The sequence below is a fragment of the Paenibacillus sp. FSL R7-0312 genome (assembly GCF_038004445.1).
In the GTDB taxonomy this organism is placed as follows: Bacteria; Bacillota; Bacilli; order Paenibacillales; family Paenibacillaceae; genus Paenibacillus_AQ.
This window is the reverse complement of sequence record NZ_JBBORE010000001.1, coordinates 7,432,029-7,457,711: the sequence shown is the minus strand read 5'-3', so window position 1 is coordinate 7,457,711 and position 25,683 is coordinate 7,432,029. Positions and strand designations below refer to the sequence as shown.

At 49.1% G+C, this 25,683-nt stretch carries 19 protein-coding genes and 1 tRNA gene; 13 read left to right on the top strand and 7 right to left on the bottom strand.

Annotated features, from left to right (window positions below; genetic code table 11):
- Nucleotides 1-101: 101 nt before the first annotated feature.
- Nucleotides 102-6,458 (top strand): SpaA isopeptide-forming pilin-related protein, encoded by a 6,357-nt coding sequence (locus MKX70_RS32150; RefSeq protein ID WP_340841552.1) that lies wholly within the window; start codon nt 102-104, stop codon nt 6,456-6,458.
- A gap of 108 nt (nt 6,459-6,566) precedes the next feature.
- On the opposite strand, the gene MKX70_RS32145 is transcribed toward MKX70_RS32150, so the two are convergent.
- A complete protein-coding gene (locus MKX70_RS32145) occupies nt 6,567-7,712 on the bottom strand; it encodes a response regulator (protein ID WP_081956401.1) in 1,146 nt (381 codons plus the stop codon).
- A 272-nt stretch (nt 7,713-7,984) separates the two neighbouring features.
- Between MKX70_RS32145 and MKX70_RS32140 the strand changes: the two genes are divergently transcribed.
- The 4 genes from MKX70_RS32140 to MKX70_RS32125 all read left to right on the top strand — a co-directional run bounded on the left by MKX70_RS32140 (nt 7,985) and on the right by MKX70_RS32125 (nt 10,718).
- Nucleotides 7,985-8,527: an RNA polymerase sigma factor gene (locus tag MKX70_RS32140; RefSeq protein ID WP_042233405.1), complete on the top strand. Its 543-nt coding sequence runs from the start codon at nt 7,985-7,987 to the stop codon at nt 8,525-8,527.
- Nucleotides 8,524-8,988, top strand: coding sequence for a zf-HC2 domain-containing protein (locus MKX70_RS32135; RefSeq protein ID WP_042233407.1), 465 nt, complete (start codon nt 8,524-8,526; stop codon nt 8,986-8,988). Before MKX70_RS32140 ends, MKX70_RS32135 begins: the two co-directional genes overlap by 4 nt.
- A gap of 124 nt (nt 8,989-9,112) precedes the next feature.
- Nucleotides 9,113-9,610 carry a hypothetical protein gene (locus MKX70_RS32130; RefSeq protein WP_042233408.1) on the top strand — a complete coding sequence of 166 codons (498 nt, stop codon included), beginning with the start codon at nt 9,113-9,115 and terminating at the stop codon, nt 9,608-9,610.
- Nucleotides 9,611-9,629: 19 nt separating this feature from the next.
- On the top strand, nt 9,630-10,718 hold the full coding sequence (locus tag MKX70_RS32125) for a LiaF transmembrane domain-containing protein (RefSeq protein WP_340789597.1): 1,089 nt from the start codon (nt 9,630-9,632) through the stop codon (nt 10,716-10,718).
- A 102-nt stretch (nt 10,719-10,820) separates the two neighbouring features.
- Here the strand turns inward: MKX70_RS32125 and MKX70_RS32120 are convergent, their stop codons facing one another.
- Nucleotides 10,821-11,801 (bottom strand): aldo/keto reductase, encoded by a 981-nt coding sequence (locus MKX70_RS32120; protein WP_042233412.1) that lies wholly within the window; start codon nt 11,799-11,801, stop codon nt 10,821-10,823.
- 240 nt (nt 11,802-12,041) lie between these two features.
- On the opposite strand from MKX70_RS32120, the gene leuB reads away from it, so the two are divergent.
- The 5 genes from leuB (at nt 12,042) to MKX70_RS32095 (ending at nt 17,659) form a co-directional block, all read left to right on the top strand.
- Entirely contained in the window at nt 12,042-13,124 is a 1,083-nt protein-coding gene (gene leuB, locus MKX70_RS32115) for a 3-isopropylmalate dehydrogenase (RefSeq protein ID WP_340789594.1), read from the top strand.
- Nucleotides 13,125-13,362: 238 nt separating this feature from the next.
- Complete coding sequence (locus MKX70_RS32110) at nt 13,363-13,902, top strand: peroxiredoxin (protein ID WP_039301479.1); 540 nt, start codon at nt 13,363-13,365, stop codon at nt 13,900-13,902.
- A gap of 227 nt (nt 13,903-14,129) precedes the next feature.
- On the top strand, nt 14,130-14,537 hold the full coding sequence (locus MKX70_RS32105) for a hypothetical protein (protein ID WP_039301477.1): 408 nt from the start codon (nt 14,130-14,132) through the stop codon (nt 14,535-14,537).
- Nucleotides 14,538-14,868: 331 nt separating this feature from the next.
- A complete protein-coding gene (locus MKX70_RS32100) occupies nt 14,869-15,972 on the top strand; it encodes an ATP-binding protein (protein WP_042233416.1) in 1,104 nt (367 codons plus the stop codon).
- Nucleotides 15,973-16,117: 145 nt separating this feature from the next.
- The gene (locus MKX70_RS32095) at nt 16,118-17,659 is read left to right on the top strand and encodes a leucyl aminopeptidase (protein ID WP_340789590.1); all 1,542 of its coding nucleotides are present in this window, start codon (nt 16,118-16,120) and stop codon (nt 17,657-17,659) included.
- 108 nt (nt 17,660-17,767) lie between these two features.
- Here the strand turns inward: MKX70_RS32095 and MKX70_RS32090 are convergent, their stop codons facing one another.
- From MKX70_RS32090 to MKX70_RS32075, 4 genes are all read right to left on the bottom strand, one after another.
- Nucleotides 17,768-17,899, bottom strand: coding sequence for a hypothetical protein (locus MKX70_RS32090; RefSeq protein WP_256704057.1), 132 nt, complete (start codon nt 17,897-17,899; stop codon nt 17,768-17,770).
- A gap of 108 nt (nt 17,900-18,007) precedes the next feature.
- On the bottom strand, nt 18,008-18,190 hold the full coding sequence (locus tag MKX70_RS32085) for a FeoB-associated Cys-rich membrane protein (RefSeq protein WP_039301473.1): 183 nt from the start codon (nt 18,188-18,190) through the stop codon (nt 18,008-18,010).
- Nucleotides 18,191-18,233: 43 nt separating this feature from the next.
- The gene (gene feoB / locus MKX70_RS32080; RefSeq protein WP_340789587.1) at nt 18,234-20,246 is read right to left on the bottom strand and encodes a ferrous iron transport protein B; all 2,013 of its coding nucleotides are present in this window, start codon (nt 20,244-20,246) and stop codon (nt 18,234-18,236) included.
- Nucleotides 20,243-20,485 carry a FeoA family protein gene (locus MKX70_RS32075; protein WP_042134498.1) on the bottom strand — a complete coding sequence of 81 codons (243 nt, stop codon included), beginning with the start codon at nt 20,483-20,485 and terminating at the stop codon, nt 20,243-20,245. Before MKX70_RS32075 ends, feoB begins: the two co-directional genes overlap by 4 nt.
- Nucleotides 20,486-20,736: 251 nt before the next feature.
- Here MKX70_RS32075 and MKX70_RS32070 point away from each other — a divergent pair, with 251 nt between their 5' ends.
- The 3 genes from MKX70_RS32070 to MKX70_RS32060 all read left to right on the top strand — a co-directional run bounded on the left by MKX70_RS32070 (nt 20,737) and on the right by MKX70_RS32060 (nt 24,159).
- Nucleotides 20,737-21,696, top strand: coding sequence for an aldolase catalytic domain-containing protein (locus MKX70_RS32070; RefSeq protein WP_445323732.1), 960 nt, complete (start codon nt 20,737-20,739; stop codon nt 21,694-21,696).
- Nucleotides 21,697-21,884: 188 nt separating this feature from the next.
- Nucleotides 21,885-24,008 (top strand): putative bifunctional diguanylate cyclase/phosphodiesterase, encoded by a 2,124-nt coding sequence (locus MKX70_RS32065; protein ID WP_340841550.1) that lies wholly within the window; start codon nt 21,885-21,887, stop codon nt 24,006-24,008.
- A gap of 77 nt (nt 24,009-24,085) precedes the next feature.
- Nucleotides 24,086-24,159 (top strand) — tRNA-Gly (locus MKX70_RS32060).
- A 161-nt stretch (nt 24,160-24,320) separates the two neighbouring features.
- Here MKX70_RS32060 and MKX70_RS32055 read toward each other — a convergent pair.
- Nucleotides 24,321-25,676 (bottom strand): dipeptidase, encoded by a 1,356-nt coding sequence (locus tag MKX70_RS32055; protein ID WP_042233423.1) that lies wholly within the window; start codon nt 25,674-25,676, stop codon nt 24,321-24,323.
- Between the last annotated feature and the right edge of the window lie 7 nt (nt 25,677-25,683).

Here is a 25,683-nt window from a genome sequence, read left to right as displayed (position 1 = left end):
TTAGCTGTTCAGAAAATGTTCATGTCACTGCTCTAATGTCTAATCTGATCATTCCACGACTGAGGTAAGAACAAATTATACATATGAAAGAGGGAGAGGTCTTGAGATTATTGAAAAAGAAAAAATGGGCACTGGGGCTTGGAATAATACTATTTGTAACAACATTTGCTCAGGCAATGGGTTTCTTCACCAATGTAAATGCGGATGCAGTGAACACAGAAATTACCGAAGATATTGTTAAAACTGTAACACTCTCGGTTTACGAAAATGGGATGCAGGTTACGGATAGTGTGTACAAGCTGGATTCTATGGTTAAGCTGAATTTGACATATGAGCTTCCGGATGCAAAGTATGACAAAGGCGCTACATACACGTACACCCTTCCTTCCCAATTAAAAATTAATCAAACGTATTCCGGTACGCTGGTTAATAGTGAATTCGCTAATGGAATCGGTACTTATACTGTAGGTGCTGATAATAAAGTCGTATTTGTTTTTAATGAAAATATTGAAGGGCTATTAGATATAAAAGGCACTTTTTGGGTTGAATCTACCCTAAGCTCAACTACAGTTACCGGCAGCACAACGCAGGTGCTCCATTTTCCGATAGCGGGAAATGCCAATAACTCAATTACACTCCAGGTTCAACCCAGTAACGGCAAAGCTATCACCAAAACCGGAACACCAATGCCGCAAAAATATAATGCCAGCAGTATTGACTGGACGGTTGATGTAAATACGCTTTTGAACAAACTTGATAATGCTGTAATTACGGACCCCATGCAGACAGGCTTGGAGCTGGATCCGGCTTCTATTGCTGTATATGCCTTGACGGTGGATGTTAAAGGAAACTTAACCCTTGGCGGGCAGGTCAGTTCTGCACTCTATGACACGACCGCAAGTGATCTGACCAAACTGGATCTGAAATTCAAAAATTCAATAAATGAAGCCTACCGGATAAAGTTTACTACCAAGAACATAAGTACTACAGAGCAAACAAAGTTTAATAATACAGCTACACTGACTGCTAATGGCTCACCTCAATCTGCCTCTGCAGAGGTTAATATTAACTTGGGCAAAACGCTGGAAAAGTTTACAAGCGGATATAATTCCTCAGATGAGACTATTACTTGGGAGATTCGGTTCAATTATAATGAAAAGTCAATAACGTCAAATAATGCTGTCCTGACTGACTATTTCAACATAACCCAAGACTATGTTGCTGATTCAATGATTATCTATAAAGTCAAGCTCGATCAAAATGGGTCTGGAACAGATGACGGAACGTTGCTTGCAGATACGGATTATACGCTTACCCAACTACCTGACGTATCAGGTACAGCTGGATTTAAGCTTCAGTTCAACCATGATATTCAATCTGCCTACCGGATTGTCTATAAGACAAAGGTAGCTGAGCGGGTATACACTGGTGAGAGCATCGTAAATAAGGCGACTTATAACGGGCAAACTGTTCAAGCGAGTACTTCGACTACCCAACGTATTTTGAACAAGCAGGCTGTAAATAACGGTACGGATGTAGACTACTTGAACAAGACCGTGAAATGGACTATTAAGGTTAATGAAGACAGCAGAACTATGACAAACCTGGTACTTACCGATAAATTTACTAACGCAGGATTGCAACTGATCGGGAAACCGGATATTTCGCCTGCGCTTGTTGAAGGTACAGATTATGAGATCACCAATTTAGGCTCTGGTGAATTTAAGGTGAATGAGGGTTTTGAGATTAAATTTTTAAAGCCAATTACTAAGGCTTACACGATTACGTACAGTACAAAATTTGATTATTACTCATTGATCACTGCTTCAAAATATTTCATTAATACTGCATCCATTGTGTGGAATGAAAAAACATCAAGCAGTGCTCAGACATCAAGTTCAACATTCACTCCAGACGGTAAGGTTATTAAGAATGGATTTAAGACAGGAAAGTATGATATAGCCAGTAAGAAAATCACCTGGACAGTTGGAGCGAACTATAATAAAAGAGTGCTCGCTGCAGGTGCGGAGCTGGTTGATACCCTTCCGGCGGGTCAGCAGGTAGTTGCGGGTACTGTAATCGTTAATAAGCTGAATTATGGTGCTGATGGAGCACATTACTCTGTAAATCCTGCTTTGGTTGAGGGTACAGACTACACAGTTACTGTAACAGATAAATTGCTCAAGGTTAAATTCAAAGACAGCGTGGATTATGCTTTCTATGTAGTTTTTAAAACGGAGTTCAAAGACGGTGATATTAACCTGTCTAGCGTTGCTAATAACGCCATTTTGAATAACTCGGACGATAAGCCAGTCTCGGAAGTATTATCCGGTAGTGCAAGTGTAACGAATGGCGGACAATATGTAACAAAAACCGGATCCCGGGATAGTTCTGATCAAACTATCATTAACTGGACAGTAACGATTAATGCAAACCAGTCAAACGTGAGCAATGTTCAAGTCGTGGATACTCCGAGTAGTAATCAGGTACTGCTTCCTGAAAGCTTCCAGCTGGTTGAGACCACTGTTAACCCTGCGAACGGTACTGTAAATGTTACGGCTACCAAGCTTGAGCGTGACAAGGATTATACGCTGGATTTCATCACGGATAGTACCGGCAAGGATACATTCAAGCTGGCATTTACGAACACCATTAATAAACCATACATTCTCACCTATAAGTCAGTCATTGCGGCAGTAGGGACCGTACCTGTAACCAATGCTGTATCGTTCAGTGGATTGGGGTCCCAACTGGTAAGTAAACCTTCTTCATTCACCCAAAACTTCACCATCGTTGATACCGGAGGCACGGGAAGCGGTGTGAAAGGCTCGCTTAAGGTGCTGAAAACAAATGCAGACCAAACTAAAAATCTGCAGGGTGCTGAGTTCTCCCTGGATCGTATTGTAGGCACAGAACTGAAGGATACAGTGAAAGCAGCCAGCGATTCAGCTGGCAATCTGGAGTTCACTAATTTGCGGGCCGGTAAATATGTTCTAAAGGAAACAAAGGCACCCTCCGGATATGCACTGGATACTACAGTGCGGACGGTAACCATTAATTCTTCTACACCTGTTCTGCTGACCGTTACGAATGATTATAACGGCTCGCTCAAGCTGACTAAGGTTGCTCAGGATGATTCGTCCAGAAAACTTGCAGGTGCAGAATTTGAACTGTATGATACTACGAATAAATTGGTCGAAACGGGAACTACCGATTCAAACGGCGTAGTATTATTTACGAAATTAATGGGAGGAAGCTACACATACAAAGAAACTAAAGCACCGGCTGGATATAAGCTTAATGGTAATAGTGTTCCCGTAACTATTGATCCGGCTCAACAAAAGGCCGTGACGGTTACTAATGAAGCACTTCAAGGTTCGCTTAAGCTAATAAAGGTAGATAAAGATGATGCAACGAAGAAGCTTGCAGGAGCAAAGTTTGAGTTATACAATTCCAGCAATACTCTAGTGGCAACATCTACTACTAATGCCAGCGGGGAAATTGTATTCAGTAATTTAAAGTTCGGAACCTATTTCTATCAGGAAACAGCTGCTCCGGCCGGATATGAATTGGATTCAACAAAGCAGAGCATTACGATTGATTCGGATGTGCAGAAGGTTCTGGAACCGATCAAGAATACAGCAATTCTGGGCTCACTCAAGCTCGTTAAGGTAGATGCAGCTGACAGTACGAAGATGCTTGCAGGAGCGAAGTTCGAGTTGTACAATTCCAGCGATGCCATGGTGGCAGCGGCAACTACTAACGCCAGTGGTGAAATTATATTCGATAATCTGAAGATTGGAGCATATACACTGGAGGAAACCAAGGCTCCGGCCGGATATGATTTGGATTCCACGGTGCGCAACCTCACGATTAGTTCGAAAGTACAGCAGGTGCTGGCTCCAATTACGAATAAAGAAACCTTGGGTTCACTCAAGCTTGTTAAAGTAGATGCCGCGGACGGAACGAAGCAGCTTGCCGGAGCGAAGTTCGAACTGTACAATTCCAGCGATGCTATGGTGGCAACGGCGACTACCAGTGCCAATGGTGAAATAGTTTTCAATAATTTGAAGCTTGGAGACTATACACTGAAGGAGACCGAAGCTCCAACTGGGTATGAATTGGATGAGACGGTGCGTAATGTCAAGATTGATTCGAAAGTACAGCAGGTTCTGCCGTCGATCCCCAATAAAGCAACCACAGGCTCACTCAAGCTCATAAAGGTGGATGCAGCGGACGGAACGAAGAAGCTTGCAGGAGCAAAGTTCGAATTATACAATTCCAGCAATACTGTGGTTGCGGCAGGGACTACCAATGCCAATGGTGAAATTGTATTCGATGATTTGAAGCTTGGAACGTACACACTGGAGGAAGTCAAGGCTCCAACCGGATATGATTTAGATGGAACAGTGCGTAGTATCAAGATTGATTCAAAGGATCAGCTGGTGCTGGACCCAATTAAGAACACCAAAACATTGGGCTCACTCAAGGTAAGTAAGGTAGATTATTATAATGTGAATAAAAAGCTGGCCGGAGCAGAGTTCAGACTCACGAATACCAGCACAAATGTAGCGGTGACGGGTGTTACGAATGCCGATGGTGAGATTGAATTCACTGATCTGAATCTTGGGGACTATACCCTGGTGGAAACCAAGGCCCCATACGGATATGATTTGGATGCAAGGGTACGCAATGTCAAGATTACTTCGAAGGATCAGCTTGTACTGAGCCCAATTGCAAATATAGAGACCATAGGCTCGATTAAGTTTGTTAAGGTCGATGCAACTGACGGGAATAAGAAGCTTGAAGGAGCTGTATTCAAGCTCACGAATTCCAGCAAGGTTGTGGTAGGAACAAAGACTACCAATGCCAATGGTGAAATTGTGTTTGATAATTTGAAGGTCGGAGTCTATACCCTGGAGGAGACTGCAGCTCCAGCCGGATATGACTTGGAGGGGACTCCACAGAATATCACGATTGATTCCAATGTACAGAAGGTGCTCGACCCTATTAAGAACCAGGAGACCCTGGGTTCGCTCAAGCTCGTTAAGGTTGGCGGAGCTGATTCCACGAAAAAGCTTACGGGAGCAGAGTTCAAGCTTACGAATTCCAGCAGCGGTGCGGTAGTAACAGGCACCACCAATGTTAGTGGTGAACTGGTATTTAATGATTTGAAGCTAGGCAAATACACACTGGAGGAGACCAAGGCTCCAGCCGGGTATGATCTGGATGGAACAGTGCGTAACATCACAATCAGCGGGAAGGCCCAGCAGGTGCTGGCTCCCATTCAGAACGTGGAAACCTTGGGTTCGCTCAAGCTCATCAAGGTAGACGCCGCTGATGCCGCCAAAAAGCTTGCCGGAGCAGAGTTCAAGCTCACGAATTCCAGCAAGGTTGTGGTAGCAACGAAAACTACCAATGCGAACGGTGAAATTGTGTTCGATGAGTTGAAGCTGGGCACGTACACGCTGGAAGAAACCAAGGCGCCAACAGGATATGAAATAGATTCAACGGAGCGCACTATTACGATTAATTCAAAGGTGCAGCAGGTATTAGCACCAATCACAAACCAAGAGACCTTGGGTTCAATCAAGCTCGTTAAGATCGCCGAAGGTAATGCAGCGAGAAAGCTTGCCGGGGCTGAGTTTAAGCTTTATGATTCCAGCAAGAGCGTAGTTGCAACGGGAATTACCGACATGAATGGTGAGATTGAATTTAAGGATTTGAAGCTTGGAGTATACACACTGCAGGAAACCGTGGCTCCTATAGGCTATTATTTGGATTCATCGGAGCGCAGCATCATCATTGATTCGAAGGTACAACAGGTGCTGGCCCCAATTACGAATAAAGACATACCGGCACCGACAGGAGCGCCCGGAACGTACCCGGTGGTTACCCCGACACCTACTCCGGTTAGTACGGTAACGCCAGGTGTAACTAGTACACCTGGTCCTTCAGCAACAGGAGTACCTGGCGTAGCGGTTACACCGGGACCTACACCAATAGCGACCTTAAGTCCTACTGCACCTGCAGTAAGCAGTACACCGACGCCACAGGCTACGTCAGCAACTACTGTTCAGGATATTCCAATCGAGGGGGAGATTCCGCTGGGCGGCATTCCAAGCCTTAGCGTGGAACCGACACATGGTACAGTAGTCGTTACACCAGACGGCAAATGGACTTATACTCCTGATCCGGGATATACCGGCAAGGATAAGTTCATCATTACTGTAACGGATGAAGACAGCAATGATCAGGATATTATTATTGAGGTGGGTGTTGACGAAGTGCCGACAGGTACGGTAACTGATACAACCTCCAGTGAAGATGGCCTGCCTGGAGATCTCCCTAAGACAGGTGAAGAAAGCCCGCTTCCATTGTATCTGATGGGTGGAGGACTGATCGTTCTGGGGATAATCCTGGCACGGAGATTCAAGACACGCAATAAACCGGAGTAATAAGTGATAGCATAAACAAGGTTACAGTGGTATACAGACAACCCGCCCGAAGCAAATGCTCCGGGCGGGTTGTCTTGTTCTTATATTCAGCAGAAGCATAAGATTAATTCACAGACTTCTGAAATTATTCTGCTTCCATTCCTCGTACCACCGGGTTATATTTGCCGGCAGGCTGATCCCCAGTTCCCCGTTCCAAAGAGCTGTCATCGTGTTATATTGCTCCTCAACCCCTGAGCGTTCACCGATGATATCATACGTTTTCATGAGTCCGAAATATCCCTGTTCGAAATAAGGCTGAAGACGGACAAGACGCTGATATATCGTAACAGCCTCCGGGAGTTTGCTGGTCTCTATATAGAATGCTGCCAGACTCAGTGCATGATGCAGCCAGATCGTCCGGAGCCGCTGACGTTCACTCTCAGCCCACAAATAATCGTAGTCGGCCAAATAATCACCAGTGTAGAAATCCAGCAGACGCTGATGCTCTTGAATATTGCCTGCACTGACCGGCTCCAGAGTAAGAAGGCCTTTCTCCCATTCGTAGCTGTCAATTAAAGCGCCTCCGGTCTCCAGGGTATAGCCTTCTCCGCCGCTGACATTATTGATGGGGAGATCGATTTCTCCCTGCTTCAAGCACTGCCTTACCTGATAAATGGTAGTGTACAGGTGGGTTGAGGCTTTTTTGAGATTGAAATCAGGCCACAGGAGATCGATCAGGCTGTCCTTGCTGACAAACCGGTTACGGTTATGGAAAAGATAAGCAAACAGCTCCTGGGCTTTCGAGGTACGCCAGCGAATATTGCTTAGTGGCTGTCCGCCGCGCTCGAAACGCAGGGACTGGAGGCTGCGGATCATGATTTGATGATCTGCAATTTTCTTGTCGGGCTCCAGCTCTATCCGTTCCTCCAGACGCTGGATAGTCTTCACCAGCCTGCTTCTGCTTACCGGCTTCAATACATAATCAAGCGCGTTTAGTTCAAAAGCATCTACAGCGTAGTTATTGTATGCGGTCACAAATATGATTTTGGCACGGGGGCAAAGATTCTGCAGGATTTCACCAGCTTGAACTCCATTCATCTCGGGCATATCAATATCCAGGAAAATAACTTCCGGGTCCAGCTCCGGCGCTGCTTTTACCGCTTCATAAGGGTCTGTAAAAGCGGCAAGGATCTGTACTGACGTTAATTCTTCAAGCATGAGCTGAAGTTTTATAAGTGCAAGACGTTCATCATCCACTAGCATAGCTCGAATCATTTCTGTCCACCGCTTTCCTTATCTTTATCGCTGAAACGGATAACATGCTCTTAAGGGGGAGCAGCCGCTTCTATTTGTATGCTGCCTAGCCATGATGATAAATGATTTCGACAAGAAAAGGGAATTCCCTTTCTGTAGAGGATAAGCTCCATGTAGGATATAGTAAAGTAGAATAGACTACAAAAATTATTTTTAAAAAATTCTACATATCCTGCAGGGGCATCAGCCTGCCCGGCGTCTAACGTTATGTAACTGAAGGAGGGGAGAATTACGTGGAAGAGACGGAGTGGATTACTGCTGTGCTCGGCGGAGAGCATCAGGCCTTTGGGCACCTGGTGACGCGTTATCAGGGCATGGTATATAGTGTATGCATCAAAATCACTGGAGAAGCCGAGTCGGCCAAGGATATGGCCCAGGAAGTCTTCATCAAAGCCTATAAGGCTCTCCCCTCCTTCAGAGGACAGTCCTCCTTCTCCACTTGGCTGTACCGTATTGCTTACCGGACCTGTCTGGACTGGAAACGGGCCAATGACCGGGAATGGCGGCACCGGAGCACTGCGGACTACACGGAGAATGATTGGGTGACTTCGCAAACGCCTGAGCAGATGGCGCTCCGTAAGGAAGCCTCCCAGGAGCTCGGTGAGAATTTGAACAGTCTGACAGAGCCGTACCGGTCGGTTGTGCAGCTGTACTACTTTCAGCGACACTCGTATCAGGAGATTGCCGATCAGAAAGGGATTTCGGTCAAAACGGTTGAATCGCAGCTGTATCGGGCCAGACAGATGATGCGCAAAAGCGGGGAGGAATGGCGATGAATTGTGCAACAGTAAAAGAATGGATGCCGCATTATATCGATGGCCAGCTGCCGCCTGAGGCGCAGCAGACAATCCGCCTGCATGCCGAGTCCTGTCCCGACTGCGCGCAGTGGCTGGAAGAGGCACGCGGTCTCGCAGCGCTGTGGAATGAGATGGAAGCAGGGCTGGACGGCCTTGGCCAGGAAGCAATGCAGCCTATGAACTTCCCTGATCTTACAGCGGATGTGATGGCTAAGATTGACCGTATGGAGAATGGCCGCAGGGAACGGGTGATTAAAGCAACAATGTCCAGACGGCGTACCGCCCCGGGAACCTCCTGGATGCATTATGGCGTTGCCGTGGGGCTGACTTTTCTCCTGCTGCAGTTCGGTGTGTTCGAACACCTTGCCTATGGCATTACCGAAATTAATGGGCAAATGTCCACTTCAGTCAGCGCCTGGTTCGGCCCTCAAGGCAAATAATCCAACAATCCGCAGGGGCTATTCCGGCTAATTCATACTAAAACCTGCGTACGATAGCAGCAGCTCTGCTGCAAGAAGATTTCGAAGAAGCGGATGTTCCGCAAAACTTTTAGGAGGGTATTATATGATTAAGAAAAGACGCTGGCTCACCTTTCTCCTGGCGATGGTTCCGGGACTGGGCCATATGTATTTAGGCTTCAAAAAGCTGGGTCTTGAGTATATGCTTGGAGCATCGCTGTGTATTATGTTCATTCCGTCGATGCCCACCGTATTTCCGTTCGCGCTGGCAGCACTCTGGTTCTATCAGCTATTCGATGCGCTGCAAAAAGCGGCCTGGATGAAGCTCTCTGCGGCTGAGCATGAGCGGATGATGTTCCATCCGGACAGCTTCGGGGCACCTTGGACTATGGGGATGCCGGCACCTCCGGTGTATCCGCATGATGATGTTAATCCGGTATGGGTAGGCATAGGCTGTGTAATAGCGGGTATTATGCTAATGCTCATTACGGCATTCCCAACCCTCTGGAGAATACTCAATGACATGAACATCGGGGCGATCCTGCTGTCTCTTGCCTTGATCGGATATGGACTGAGAATGCTGAAGAACAATTCTAAAGTATAGTGAAATGGGGAAATGAACCATGGGGAGATGGAAAATCGGCAGCTTTACCGCCGCGATAGGCTGCATTGTGATTGGGGTCATTGTAGTACTCGCCCAGTACGATGTAATCACTTACGAGGCGCTGGGCTATATCTGGCCGGCATTGCTTATTCTGTTCGGGCTGGAGATGCTGCTTAGGCTCTTCATTAAATCGGATGTCAAGAGCCGCGTGAGCGGCTGGGCGATTGTACTCATTATCGTGCTTGTCGCTGCAAGCGGGGCACAGACGGTACTGGCCGGCGGTTCGTTGAGCAGTATCTTGGGCAATACAACGCTTGTCCCGGTAAGCGGGACGGTAGAAGTGAATCAGGAAATTAAGAATGTGCGGATTGAATTGCCTGACGGCAAGGTTAAGATTGAAGGCGTGCAAGGAAACACCCTTGAGTATGAAGGAAAGCTGGAGCTGCCGGGCAATACGGACAGTGAAGCAGCAAGCGCACTGGAGCGTAAATGGAAAGTGACGACCGAAGGGGACACGATTGTCATGGAGCTGGAAGGAGATTCCGGCTGGCTCGCGAACATTCAATTCGGGATCAATGTTAAAGCTCCTTACCTGAATGTCAGCATTCCGCAGAATTTAGCCGCCCAGGTAGAGACCAGCGACGGATCTATCGAAGCTGCCGGTCTGACGGCAGGCATTGATGTGGACACCAGCAACGGGACAATGGATATCCATGATATTACCGGAGGCGTGGAGGCTCACACCAGCAATGGTACAGTAACCGTGCAGAATATACAGGGTAAAGTGGAGCTGGTCAGCTCGAACGGGGCGATCACACTGGGCAATATCGACGGCTCCTTATCTGCCAAGAGCAGCAACGGCAAGATTACGGTCAATTCTGCGGTGACAGGCGACTGGGAGCTGAAATCCAGCAATGGCAAGGTTGTGGTGGGCCTGCCGGCTGTTACAGATGCGACAATCCATGCGGATACGAGCAATGGCTCGCTTAAAGGGAATGTTACCTGGGACGGCGATGATGACAATGGAACAGCTGTGCTTGGCAGCGGAACCCATGAGGTTACTTTGTCCACCAGTAATGGTTCTGTGACGGTGGACACCGCAGAGTAAATTGCACAAAGAGCTGTTTACCGGATAATTGCCGGTGAACAGCTCTTTTTATGCCCTGCTATAGAATAGAATAGGAGTCAGATCTGGCTTCTTAAACCCTGCTTACCAGGCATAAGCCTTCGGAGCAGCACCGCCAGGTCCCGGGAAAATCTCGTCCAGACGTTTCAGCACGGACTCGTCCAGGGTGATCTCCAAGCTGCGCAGCGCGCTTTCGAATTGTTCCAGCGTACGCGGTCCTATAATCGGAGCCGTCACCGCAGGATTGGCCAGGAGCCAGGCCAATGCGAGATTATCCTGCGGTTCGCCCAGCTCCAGACTCAGCTCCGCAAAGGCTTCCAGCTGGCTCTTATGCTGCTCTACACGTTCTGAATTGCCCCCGCTGCGGCTGCCTTCGATCTTCTTCAAGGCATTGCGGCCGAGGAGTCCCCCGTCAAGCGGGCTCCACGGGATAATTCCAAGACCGAGATGCTGGGCCGCAGGCAGGACCTCCAGCTCCGGCAGACGGCAGGTGAGGCTGTATTTATGCTGCTCCGATACCAGTCCCAGGAACCCGCGGGCCTTCGCTTCCTGCTGGGCTACGGCAATATCCCAGCCGGCAAAGTTACTGGAGCCGACATAACCGATCTTGCCCTGGCTGACAGCAAGCTCAAAGGCGCCCCACAGCTCATCCCACGACACGTTGCGGTCGATATGGTGCATCTGGTAGAGTTCAACATGATCAGTCTGCAGACGCTGCAGAGAGGCTTCCAGGTGCCTGCGGATAATATAAGAGGAGAGGCCGGCCTCATCGTTTGGACCATCCAGCTTGTCACTCATGGCGCCATAGACCTTAGTGGCGAGAACGACCTTTTCACGGCGTCCGCCGCCCTGCTTGAACCAACGCCCGATAATGGTCTCGGTCAGGCCGGAATTTTCTCCCCAACCATACACGTTAGCGGTATCAAAAAAGTTGACTCCGGCGTCCAGCGCAGCATCCATGATGCGGAAGGCTTCCTTCTCGTCGGTAATCGGCCCGAAATTCATCGTTCCCAGACAGAGGCGGCTAACCTTCATACCGGACTTGCCAAGCTTAGTATATTGCACCTTAGTATCACTCCCTCATTAAGATGGACTAACGGTTATTTACAACATTTGCATACTAATTGTAAACAACTTCAGATTTAAGAGCAAACTGTGCAGATTAAGTCAGTGCTTCCTCCTTTATAGGGAAAAACTATCAGTTCAATAGAATCTATATCTTTGTCCTTTGTCTGTTGTTATGATACAACAATATACAGAAGAACTATGTCTGCGAGCAGCAGGACTACCTAAGGAGTGACAGGAATGAGCGAGGTTAAGAAAATCGCCGTAATTGCCGGGGACGGTATCGGACCTGAAGTTGTGGCAGAAGCGGAAAAAGTATTGAAAAGAACGGAAGAAGTGTTTGGCTTTGCTTTTGAAACGGAGCATGCCCTCTTCGGCGGAATTGCCATTGACGAGCGGGGAACACCGCTGCCGGAGGATACGCTGGAAATCTGCCGCAGTGCAGATGCCGTACTCCTGGGAGCCGTTGGCGGACCAAAGTGGGATAACAACCCGAAGGAGCTGCGCCCGGAAACGGGACTGCTGGGTATCCGCAAAGCACTGGGTCTGTTCTCCAATCTGCGTCCTGCAGTTGTCTTCGACTGCCTGAAGGATGCTTCAACGCTGAAACCGGAAGTACTGGAAGGCACGGACCTGATGGTGGTGCGTGAGCTGACAGGCGGTATTTATTTCGGTGAGAAGCTGCGCCGTCAGGGTGAACACGGAGAAGAAGCTGTGGATACCTGCGTGTACAACGTAACGGAAGTAGAGCGCATTGTACGCCAGGCGTTCGAGATTGCCGGCAAACGCCGGAATAAGCTGGCCAGTGTCGATAAAGCCAATGTGCTGGAGACCTCGCGCCTCTGGCGTGAGGTAGTAAACAGACTGGCACCGGAATATCCGCAGGTAGAGCTGGAGCATGTGCTGGTGGATAACTGTGCAATGCAGCTGCTGCGCCGCCCTTCGAGCTTCGATGTCATCGTTACTGAGAACATGTTCGGAGATATCCTGAGTGATGAAGCAGCGATGCTGACCGGTTCCATCGGTATGCTGGCTTCCGCTTCACTGGGAGAAGGCAGCTACGGCCTCTACGAGCCGGTACACGGCTCTGCGCCTGATATTGCCGGCCAGGGGCTCGCGAATCCGATCGCGACGATTCTGTCGCTTGCGCTGATGTTCCGCATGACCTTCGGCTACGAAGAGGCAGCGGCTGCCATAGAAGCAGCTGTCGCTGAGGTGCTCGATGCCGGTCACCGGACCAGCGATATCGCGGTAGACAAGACCAAGGCAATCAGTACTACTGAGATGGGCGATCTGATTGTTGCTGCTATCCGCAGAGCCTAGTTCTACCACATATGCCCTCCTTTGACGCAGTAAGAAGAAAAACTTCACAAAATGTTGCTTATTTATAATAATTATAAAAAAGTAATCAATGTAATATTGACTTTGATTTTGTACGATGATAACATTTGTTCTGTAGAAGCAACAATGTAACCATCCCATCAAAATCAAGAAAAGCATATTGCACCGGCTAACGGCACCGTAGTTGTTTTTCTTACATAATCAAAGGAGGATTTAAGCAATGGCAGAACGTTTGGTAGGTAAACCAGCCCCTGATTTCTTCATGGAGACAGTAACGGGCGACGGTAAGGATTTCGGTAAGGTTAGCTTGTCCGACTATCGCGGCAAATGGCTTGTATTCTTCTTTTATCCGCTTGATTTCACATTTGTATGTCCGACCGAAATTACAGCACTGAGTGATGCTGCGGCTGATTTCGCAGAACTCGATACAGAAATTCTTGGGGTGAGCATCGACTCCATCCACAGCCACAAAGCCTGGTTGACAACCCCTAAGGATATGAATGGCCTTGGTCCGGTTAACTTCCCGCTGGCGTCTGATATCACGAAGAAGGTTGCCAGCGATTATGGCGTCCTGATCGAAGAAGAAGGTATCGCACTCCGCGGATTGTTCATTATCGATCCTGATGGCGAACTGAAATATCAAGTGGTTAACCACAATGATGTAGGCCGCAGTGTAGAAGAAACTCTGCGTGTTCTGCAGGCTCTGCAATCCGGCGGGCTATGCGCTATGAACTGGAAACCAGGCGACAAGAATCTGTAAGCTGCCGGTCCTCATAGCTGCGATCTTTGATATACGAAGAGAACCTCCTTGCGGGAGTATTTCCCGGCAAGGGGGTTTTTTGCACCAAACGGCCCATCCTTACCGGACAAGCCGTTTGAAAATGGGCGTTAAGGTTAATATATAGCTTCAAGGAGAGGAATCTCTCCTGCCATTGTGTAATATAATAATAGGAATTCAACGGAAAAAATCAAGGAGGGTGAACAAAAATGAGCTTTTGCTGTGGAGCGAGTATGGTTGGAACTAAGGGGACCCTAAAGCATTATCGCACGCAAGTCCATAATGTTCCCCTGCTTTTTTGTCCGGTATGCCACCGGGTAGAGGTACATTATAAAGTCGAAAATGAATATGAAATCCTGGCAGAATATGCCCATGGCGACGGAGTTACGGATGTTGATTTCCAGGATTATGTAATGGAAGATGAGGAAGCGATCTTCGAGAATGTGATAAATATGGAGAGCGAGGATCCGCTCGCTATTGTGCGCAGCCAAATCGACATGTCGCTTGACCTGCTGGCCGTAGCCAAACAAATTGGCGATACCAAATGGGAACGTGAACTGAAAAAGCGTCTGGCGGTTATGAGTCAGCGGCGTCACCGGCTGCAGCAGAAAGCCTGAATACCAAGCTTAATGCTTCCACGGAATGTCATAAAAGAGGAGAGTCTTCGCGAAATGCGGAGGCTCTTTTCATTGTATTTGCAGGAAACGAAATATTCTAACGATATTTAATGTGTCTTAAGAATCATTTTAAGAATATTTTTATCATTCGACAGTTTCTCCGGTTGCGTTGTCTTCTTCTCTTGGATATGATTGGAATATAGTTGAAACGGTTGGATAATATAATACGATTTCCGAATGTTCTGGCGGCTTCGTCATATACTCATATACATAGTAATTTGATGTCGCTTAAGCGTCTCGTCAATTGCAGTAAAAGGGGGAACTTCGTATCGTGATAAGCCAATATCAGGAAAGCTTGCTTTTACCGGCAAGAACGTTTCAATCTGGACCGATGGATACTACATATGAGGATGTTCTGGAGCATATCGACAGCGGAATTATGCTTTTTGATGAAGAGGGAGTTCTGACGTTCGTAAATAAGCAGATGTACGGTATACTGGAGCTTAACCGCCATTCTCTACTCGGCTGCACTCTGAACCATCTGTTAGCCCATATTCAATTAAGCCGTTTTAAGAAGAAACAGGTATTGCGGAGCTACCGTGAAATGGTGGTCAAAGGTAAGCCAAGCTATGAATTTGTAGATGAATATGGCCGGTACTGGCGCGCTTCTCTCTGCAGTGGAGAGCAGATGAAGGGCTGCTACCTGTTCACGCTTAAAGAGATCTCAGACTTTAAGCTGATTGAACAGACAGCATACCAGAACGACAGTCTGGCGATGCTCGGCAGATTATCGGCTTCAATTGCCCATGAGATCCGCAACCCGCTGACTGCGATCCGGGGTTTTATTCAATTGCTGCATCCCCATCTTCACCTGCTCGGCAAGGAGGAGTATGCGAAGATTATATTGGCTGAGATTGATCGTGCCAATGACATTATTCATGAATTTCTGACTTCCTCCAAGCCATCGGTACCACAGGTCAGTATGATTCCTGTCTCGGCGCTGCTTAAGGAAGTTGTTCTGCTTACAGAGAGTGAAGCGCTGATGAAGGGCTGCCAGATTAATCTGCAGGTGCTTCAGGAAGATCTGTTCATCTCCGGAGACACGAAACAAATGAAGCAGGTCGTCTTAAACATGATTCGAAACGCTATGGAAGCGATCTCGGAGAGAGCGGATGATTCCATGGGCAGAATAGAGGTCGGAGCACGCAAAGAAGGAACAGAGGTGCGGATTTTTATCTCTGACAATGGCAAAGGCATGGATATCTGCACACTGGATAGGCTGTTCAATCCTTTCTTCACTACCAAGGAGAATGGTACGGGATTAGGACTCTCAGTCAGTGACCGTATCATCAAGAATCATGGTGGCTGCATCTCTGTCAGCAGCCGGCTGAATGAGGGAACCCGGTTCGTGATTTCGCTTCCGCTCATTCATTAATCTAACAATAGACTCGGTATTTCCAGGTTTCCGGGTTATAATCAATACATTATGGGCTGATTCCTGCAGTGCACGGTTGTGTGCGGGAGATCAGCCTTGTCTGCGTTATTTAGAATAATACAGTGAGCCAGTGGAGGGATGCAGCATGAATATTGAATGGAGCAGCGGTTCAGAGGCAGCTTCGCTGCAAGGTGATGCCTTATGTCTCATAGTCTCGGAGGCACAGGCGCTGGGAGAAGGACTTTCGGCGGAATGGGCGGAGAGAATCGGCCTGTTGACCAAGGCAGGGCTGTTTAGCGGCAGGCTGGGGCAAATCTACCTGCTGCCGGTGACTGGCCGTCCGGGTCCGCCGGTTGTCATTCTGGCCGGAAGCGGCAATGGCAGCGCAGCAGTCCATGACCTGCGGCTGCTGATGGCGCATGCCGCTAGGGCGGCTCACAGACTGAAGGCAGATACTCTGATCGTGCAGATCCCGGATCAGCTGAACCTGCTGCCTGAGGCCCTGAAGGCAGAGGCAGCAGGTCAGGCCCTCGCAGAAGGCCTGGTTCTTGGGGCCTACCGCCGCAGACAATACAAGCTGGAGCAGCCTTACGCCGGCTTAACCGCCGTAAGGCTGCATATGGAGCGTCAGTCCGAAGAGTCAGAGGATAAGCGATGGAAAACAGGCATGTTGCGGGGACAGGTTTTTGGGGAAGCGACGAATCTGGCCCGGGATTTAACCAACCTCCCTGGTAATCTCCTGACCCCTTCAGAGCTTGCGGCAGCAGCCATTGAAGTAGCCGAACGCCACGGCCTTCCTGCTGAGGTGCTGGATGAACGTGAGATTGAACTTAAGGGAATGGGCGGATTACAGGCCGTCGGCAAAGGCAGTGTGAATCCGCCGCGTATGATAGCCATTCGCTATCAGGGAACCAATCAGTGGGAGAATGTGGTGGGGATTGTCGGCAAGGGCATCACCTTCGACACTGGAGGCATTTCGCTCAAAAGAGCTCCTGGGATGGAGGATATGATCAGTGACATGGGTGGTGCAGCCGCAGTACTCGGAGTCATGGAGGCCTTGGGGCGTTTGCGTCCCCGGATCAATGTGGTCATGCTTATTCCGTCGGCGGAGAATATGCCGGCAGGCAATGCTTTTAAACCTGGTGATATTATAACCTCCCTTAGCGGAAGAACGATTGAAGTGTTGAATACCGATGCGGAAGGCAGAGTAGTTCTGGGAGATGCAATCACGTATGCGCGGGAGTGGGGGGCAGAACGGATTATTGATGTCGCCACGCTAACCGGGGCGGTCTTGTCCATTCTGGGCGATGTGGCTACGGGCGCAGTAACGAATGATGAAGGGTTCCTGACGGAGCTTCTGGAGGCCTCCAGACTGTCAGGTGAGCAGATATGGGCTCTGCCCGTCTATCCGGAATTCCGCGAGATGCTAAAAAGCGAGGTCGCCGATATCCGCAATGCTGCCGGAAGATACGGCGGAGCTACTACAGCCGGATTATTCATCGGTGAATTTGCGGAAGGTCTGCCATGGATTCATTTGGACATTGCCGGAACGGCATTTTTGTCAAAAGAGCGGGGAGTGAACCCGAAGGGGGCAACGGGTGTGATGGTGCGTACGCTGCTTGAATATCTGCTCCGCTTAGCTTCTGATCCTGTTAACCAGGCAGATACTGCCGAAGCTTCTTCATGAACCTGATAAGGCCTGTACCAAGCTAAACAGCCGCAGTCTCCGGATTCCCGGGACCGCGGCTGTTTAGGATTGAGTTATTTTTCGGCTGAGTAGAGCCTGGGTTACACCCTATTTTCTGGCCTTCATCTGTGCAGTAAAGGACTGGACCCCATTCATGATCTTGTCCCGCGTATTCTTATTCTTCAGCAAGTAGGCTGCTCCCAATGCTACCGTAGTAAACAATGTCTTTTTGGTGTTCATGGTAATTCCTCCTTGGTATGGTCTGGCTGTAATTGCTTATAACTAACATACCCGCATGCCAAGGATTCTAAACGAATTGTATTCTTTTCTCTAGGGACGCAGACGGATCTAGTGTTTGGGATCGGCTGTAGTTCCGCAGCAGGACAAGGGTGAATCCAGCGACGCGGCCGAACAGGTTTTGCTTTTGTCACAGCCGGCACAGGCGCCTTCTTTGCCCTTTTGAACATGACGGTACAGCATCCAGCCGGAGTACCCGAAGATAAGCGCTACAATCAGAATATTGACTATCATTGCTGCTCTCGCTTCCTCTCAGTAAATCTTGGACTTGCTATTTCTACGACCATCCTAATAACCGGCCGCCCTGGAAAATAACCAGTGACACGGCATACGCCAGTACCAGTGAATATCCCATGGAGAAGAAGGTCCATTTCCAGGATGCCGTTTCTTTCTTGATCACTCCGACCGTGGCCAGGCAAGGAATATAGAGCAGAATAAAGGCCATGAAGCTGATCGAACTAAGCGGTGTGAAGACTGACGCAATTTGTCCTTCCAGCCCTGCGCTATCCGGCGCATGGTAAATGATATTCATGGTGGATACGACAACCTCTTTGGCAAGGAAGCCTGGAACCAGTGTGGAACCAGCCTGCCAGGTGCCGAAGCCGAGCGGCTGCAGCAGCGGTGCGATCAGCCCGCCGAATTTGGCCAGGAACGAGTTGTCCATCTCTACATTGAATCCGGCAGGACCCGCGTAAGACATCAGCCAGATAATGACCGAACCGGCAAGAATGATGGTTCCTGCTTTTCGCAGGAAGCCTTTGCCCTTCTCCCAGGTGCTGCGGCTGAGTGTCTTGAACTGCGGCATCCGGTAAGGCGGCAGCTCGATAATGAAGATGGAGGATTCATTCTTGAACAGATGTTTGGAGAATAATTTACACAGAATCAGGGCGAAGACTACTCCCATCACATACATCGCCAGCACCGCCGTTGCTTGCCGGGCCGGGAAGAAAACCGCTGCAAACAGCAGATACACCGGCAGCCGGGCTGAACAGGACATCAGCGGCATAAGCAGCGTTGTCAGCATCCGGTCTTTGGGCTGTTCGATACTGCGCGCTGCCATGATCGCCGGTACGTTACAGCCGAAGCCGATAATGAAGGGGATAAAGGCTTTACCGTTCAGGCCCATCCGTTCCATCGTGCTGTCCATCAGCAGGCAGACGCGTGCCATGTAACCGGAATCCTCCAGGAAGGAGATCATCAGGAACAGTATGAAAATCTGGGGAACAAAGACGAGCACGCCGCCGACACCCCCGATAATACCATCGACAATCAAAGCATGGGTAAAGCCCGATGCACCGATCATCTGCAGCAATGAGTTGGCTCCGTCACTGAGGGGGCCGCCAATGAAGCCGTCCAGAAGATCCGATAAAGGTCCGCCTACCCAATCAAAGGTCGTTTTGAACATAGCATACATAAAGACGATAAACAGAGGCAATCCCAGGAAACGGTGAGTCAGGATGGAATCCAGCCGCTCTGTCAGATTATGCGGCTTCTGCTTCGTCGCATCGATGGCTGCCGCGCATACACTGCGGATGTAGTCCATGCGGATGGAGCGGATCCACTGCGGAAGGGTAAGCGCCAGCTTCTGCTTTTGCAGCTGGGTCTGGCAGGTATCACAGAGGAGCATCAGCTCGGAAGTATCCATACGTTTCTTGAGCAGCTCCAGTACTACCGGATTCTGCTCCATCAGTTGCAGGGAAACCCAGCGCAGGTTAGGCAGCCCGGAGATCTGCTGCAGTTGATTTGATATAGAAGCTATCGTCGCTTCAACGAGTTCACCATAATTCAGACGGAAGCTTACAGGCGGAATACTCGCCGGCTTCTCAAGAACGCTGAGCACTTGGCTGCTTCCTTTGCCTGTTCTGGCAATCAGCGGTAACACGGTTATCCCAAGCTGTGCCTGCAGTACTTCAGGATTCACCTGAATTCCACGGGCATTGGCAACATCGATCATATTCAAACCAAGTACAATCGGCTTGCCGTATTCGAGCAGCTGCAGGGTAAGCAGCAGATTTCTTTCCAATTGCGATGCATCGACAATATTGATGAGTGCTTCGGGTGATTCTTCGATCAGATATTGGGCGGCTACGCCCTCATCGCGGGAGAGCGGATGGAGTGAATAGATTCCGGGTAAGTCGATCAGCTTGCCGGCTCCGTTCTTCAGGCTGCCGACCTTCTTCTCAACAGTAACGCCCGCCCAGTTTCCGACATATTCATACGAAGATGTGAGTGTATTGAAAAGCGAAGTCTTTCCGGTGTTTGGATTCCCTACAAGGGCGATAGAGCTCATGAAACCTTCACCTCGATCATCGAAGCTTCCTTTCGGCGGATCGCGAACAACTGGCCGTTGCATTCCAGCGTAATGGGGCCCATAAAAGGACCTTTACCCTTCAGACGGATCATTACACCTTCGGATACTCCCAGATCGGCAAGACGGCGGCGCAAGATGGGGTTCATACCTTCGATTCTATAAATAGAGCCGGTAGTGCCCGGTTGTAAACGCAGCAAGGAGCAGGATGCAGAAGCCATTGTAATCCCTCCGAGAGAGACTGATAATCAATCTCAATTATTTTCTTGTACTGTAGCATTTTGTTTGAATATTTTCTGTGATTAATGTCATTGAACGTCTCTTCTGAAATCTATATGGAAATTACTGAAATTTTCTTTACAATATATTCTTCATTAAAGTATGATTGAACGATAATGTAAGCATAGTAAGTTTGTGGCCGTGTTTATTATGAGGATATAATATGAAGCTAAGCCCGAAGGGAGAACAGATTGTGAAGACTAATCAGAGCAAAATTGTCGATTGTACCATCCGTGACGGGGGATTGGTGAATAACTGGGATTTCAGTATTGAATTTGTTCAGAAATTATACGCTGGTTTGAATGAAGCCAGTGTTGATTATATGGAAATCGGATATAAAAACTCACCGAAGCTGCTGAAAGGGTCCGAGGGTGCCGGGCCGTGGCGTTTTCTTAATGATGATTTCCTGCGCAAGGTTATTCCGCAAAAAGGCCACACCAAGCTGTCGGCACTGGTCGATATCGGCCGTGTTGACGTGAATGATATCCTGCCCCGCAGTGAGAGTATGCTGGACCTGATCCGTGTAGCCTGCTATAGCAAAGATGTGGACAAGGCGCTTGAGCTGGTGCAGACCTTCCACGATCTGGGGTACGAGACTACGATTAATATTATGGCTCTATCCAATGTCATGGAGAATGAACTGCTTGAAGCGTTTGAACAGATCCGCGAAAGCGTCGTTGATGTTGTATATATCGTTGATTCCTACGGCAGTCTGGATCACAATGACATCCATTACCTGGTAGAGAAGTTCAGAACACATTTGCCGGATAAACGCCTGGGTGTACATACGCATAACAATCTGCAGCTGGCCTTCTCCAATACACTGATTGCAGCGGAAAAAGGTGTCGAACTGCTGGACGCTTCCTGCTACGGCATGGGCCGTGCTGCCGGCAATTGTCCTACAGAGCTGCTGGTTACCCATTTGAAGAATACCAAGTATACCCTCCGTCCCGTTCTGGATATTGTTGAGAACCTGATGATTCCATTGCGCGAGAAGGAAGAGTGGGGGTATATCATCCCATACATGATTACGGGAACACTGGATGAGCATCCGCGCTCGGCGATGGCGCTGCGTTCTTCAGCCGATAAAGACAAGGCGGTTGACTTCTATGACAAACTGACTACACCTGAGGTTAATTTCGGGGATAAATAAACGTCCGGAAGATGAAAGCACTGACCTCTCTTTAGAGGAAGGTGCTTTTTTTCTGCCAGAGATGGTTTCTTTTAATATTGTAGGATGAACGATGTAACTTTACAGGAGTATTTAACCGATATTTATTCATAGGACCAAAAACACATCGACTAGTTATTATAGATATCATTTTTAGACGCGAGGGACATATGAGACAAGAAGAGAGAAAGACCATTCATGCGGCGATTATAGGGGCTGCGCTGTTCCTTCTGATCCAGATTTTCCGTACACCGCTGGGCGATATAGAGGATAAAGATTTACTGCTGGCATTCTATCTTATTTCGGGCTGCTGCACTGTGGCTTTCGGCTTTGCGATTTTTGCCCAGGGCTGGTTGTTATTCTCCAATAAATTATCCAGAGCAAGACTTTATACATCCGCTCTGTTTTTGGGTGTAAGCATCTTTGATTTCCTGCATGTTCTCGGTTTTGTAGGCATTCCCGGAGTTGCCTCTTATATTAGCTCCGGACAATCCCTATGGCTGCTGACCTTCTCGCGGCTTGCGAGTGCGCTGGGGATCGTGCTTATCTTCTGCAGGGCAGATCAGCCGATGTCGGTAGACAGCAAGAACAAGGTGTTCCGGAATTCCTTTTTGTTGATTCTGCTATCCGCGGCTGTGTTTGGCTCCGGCAACCTGATTGTTCCTGGACTGGCGAGTTATCCGTGGGTGGAGACAGTAAGAGATTTGATGAATATGGCCGTACTGTTCGTTTATCTGCTTGGAGTAGGGATTATTGTATATCCGGGCAAAATTGAGAAGTCTGCTTCGCTTCTGATTATTATCCGCTCCCTTGTATTTTTTGCACTGGGCCAGGTCTTCTTCATGAATCTGTTCAGTGTCGGAGATATGGATTATCTGTTCGGGATGCTCAGCAGCGGAGTGGCTTATTATCTTCTGCTTACCGGTGTCTACAGATTAACGATAGAGGAGCCCTTTGAAGAGAACCAGCAGGCAGAGGCGCGGATTAATTATCTGGCCTTCCACGATGATCTTACAGGTCTTCCGAACAGGCGCCGCCTGATGCAGCGTATGGAAGAGATCGTGATCCAGAGTGAGAAGGACAAAAGCCGCGGATTCTCGGGTCTGGTCATCATGAACATCAATCATTTCAAGAATATTAATGACTCTCTTGGACATTATGCAGGAGATTTGCTGCTGCAACTGGTCGCCCAGCGGATCGGTAGTGAGGTTAGAGTGAATGAAGAGCTCTATAGTATGGGAGCGGATGAGTTTGCTTTTCTGATGACAGAGCGGACTGGTCTTGAGAACTGTCTGGTCCGGGCGAATGATCTGCTGCGGCTGTTCGAGACACCCGTAAGCCTCGAGTCCGGAGAATATCACATCTCGCTTAGTCTGGGGATGAGCATCTTCCCCGGAGACGGTGATACGGCAGAGCAGCTAATCCAGAACGCGGATACTGCTGTGCACAATGCGAAGATGCAAGGGGTGGATATCCGCCGCTATATTCCGGCTATGCAGATGAAGGCTAAGGAACGCCTCAAGCTGGAGAATGATCTGCGCAGAGCCCTAGAGCGGAATGAATTCTATCTCGTCTATCAGCCTCAGGTACTGCTTGAGACCGAAGAGATTGTCGGCATGGAGGCGCTGCTGCGCTGGAATCATCCCAAACGCGGACTCGTCTCTCCCGTAGATTTCATTCCAATCGCAGAAGAGAGCGGACTGATTGTTCCAATCGGGGAATGGGTGCTCAGAACGGCTTGCCAGCAGAATAAAACATGGCAAAATGCCGGTTATCGGCCCATTTGTGTCTCTATTAATCTATCGATGCGTCAGTTCCTGCAGCCGAATCTGGCTGGTAAGATAGGGGCGATTCTGCAGGAGATCGGTCTCGATCCCAGCTATGTTGATCTGGAGATTACCGAGAGCATGACACTGGACAAGGAGACTGCCTTTGACCAACTGAACCGCCTAAAGAGACTTGGCGTATGCATCAGTATTGATGATTTCGGCACAGGGTACAGTTCATTGCATTATCTCAAGAACATGCCGATTGACCGGCTCAAGATTGACCGCTCCTTTGTCTCGGATGTCATGGAGGACAGCAACAATGCGGCGATTGTCTCCACGATAACGTCCATGGCTCACCACCTGAAGCTTAAGGTAACTGCGGAAGGCGTTGAGAACAAGGAACAGCTGCAATTCCTGCGCCAGCAGCATTGCCATGAAGCACAAGGGTTTCTGTTCAGCAAGCCGGTCAAGGCGGAGGAATTCGAACTGTCTTTTTTGAAGCCGCTGCTGGAAATGCCATCGTAATATGATCCGGGAGATCCTGCTAGGGTTGCAATTTATTCGTAGTAATGCTACAATGTTTCTTGTACTCAATTTGAGTTGCGGGTGTAGTTCAATGGTAGAACTTCAGCCTTCCAAGCTGATAGCGTGGGTTCGATTCCCATCACCCGCTCCATATTTAAATTCCAAATCCTTGTCCGCAAGGGTTTTTTTGTTGTTTATTTTCGTTATACAACAAGTATTCTGATCCGCAACAAGCCAGGCTCCCGATTCTCCGGGAGCCTGGCTTTGCTGTTGCAGCTATTCGTGGACCAGCTTGGACAATGCTGTGCCGGATTATACGGTCTTCAGGAACTCCACAATCGTCAGCAGGCCTTTATCGAAATTCTCCAGATTGAAATGCTCATCCGGAGCATGCAGGTTCTCGTCGTCCAGCCCAAAGCCCATCAGTACCACAGGAGCCTTCAGGATGCGGGAGAAGCTCTCCATGATTGGGATCGAGCCGCCGTCTTTGGTGAAGAGGGCGCGGGTGCCGTATACTTTGCCGTAAGCATCTGCAGCGGTCTGCAGGATCGGATGAGAGGGATCGATGTTGAAGGCGCGGGCCTTCTCCATCTGTTTCACATGCACTTTCGCACCACTCTGTATATTGGCCTTCAGATGTGCTTCCACGGCATCCAGGATATGCTGCGGGTCCTGGTCGCCGACAAGGCGGCAGGTGATTTTGGCATGGGCTTCCTTCGGAATAACCGTCTTGCTGCCTTCGCCCTGGAAGCCGCCGTATACGCCGTTCAGCTCCAGGGTTGGACGTGCGCCAATGCGTTCTACGAAGCTGTAGCCTTCCTCGCCGTACAGCTGCTCCAGGCCAAGGGACGCTCTGATCTTGTCTTCGTCTACTCCCTGCTTGGCGAATTCATCGCGGAGGAGAGGAGAGAGTACAGGCACGCCTTCATAGAAACCTTCAACGGACACACGGCCCTTGTCATCATGAAGCGAGCTGAGAAGAGACACCAGTGCATGCAGGGCATTTGGAACGCCGCCGCCATAGGAGCCGGAGTGCAGATCCGTTAATGCGGTGTTTACAGTGACCTCAAGCGAGCATAGACCGCGCAGTCCGGTGCAGATCGCAGGGCGCCCGCGTTCCAGGAGGGAGGTATCCGAGACAAGGACGGCATCTGCCGCAAGCTTGTCCTGGTTGGCTTCCAGGAATGGAGGCAGGTTCACGCTGCCGATCTCTTCTTCGCCTTCGATGCACAGTTTGATGTTGACCGGCAAGGTGCCCTCCTGCTTGAGGATGGCTTCAATGGCCTTGATATGCATGAACACCTGACCTTTATCGTCAGTGGCTCCACGGGCGTACAGCTTGCCGTCACGGATCTCCGGTTCAAACGGAGGGGTGGTCCACAGGTTCAGCGGATCAACCGGCTGTACATCATAATGTCCGTACACCAGAATGGTCGGCTTACCTGGGGCATGAAGATAATCTGCATATATCACTGGATGTCCTGCAGTAGGGTGCAGCTCGATATTTTCTAATCCGGCGCGTTTCAGAGTCTCTACCAGCCAGCCTGCAGCGGCGTTCACATCCTCCTTGTGTACGGAGAGGGCCGAGATGCTGGGAATGGCCAGCCATTGCTTGAGTTCGGTTAGCTGAGCGTCACGCTCAGTCTGAAAATAAGTTTCGTAAGACATCGTAATT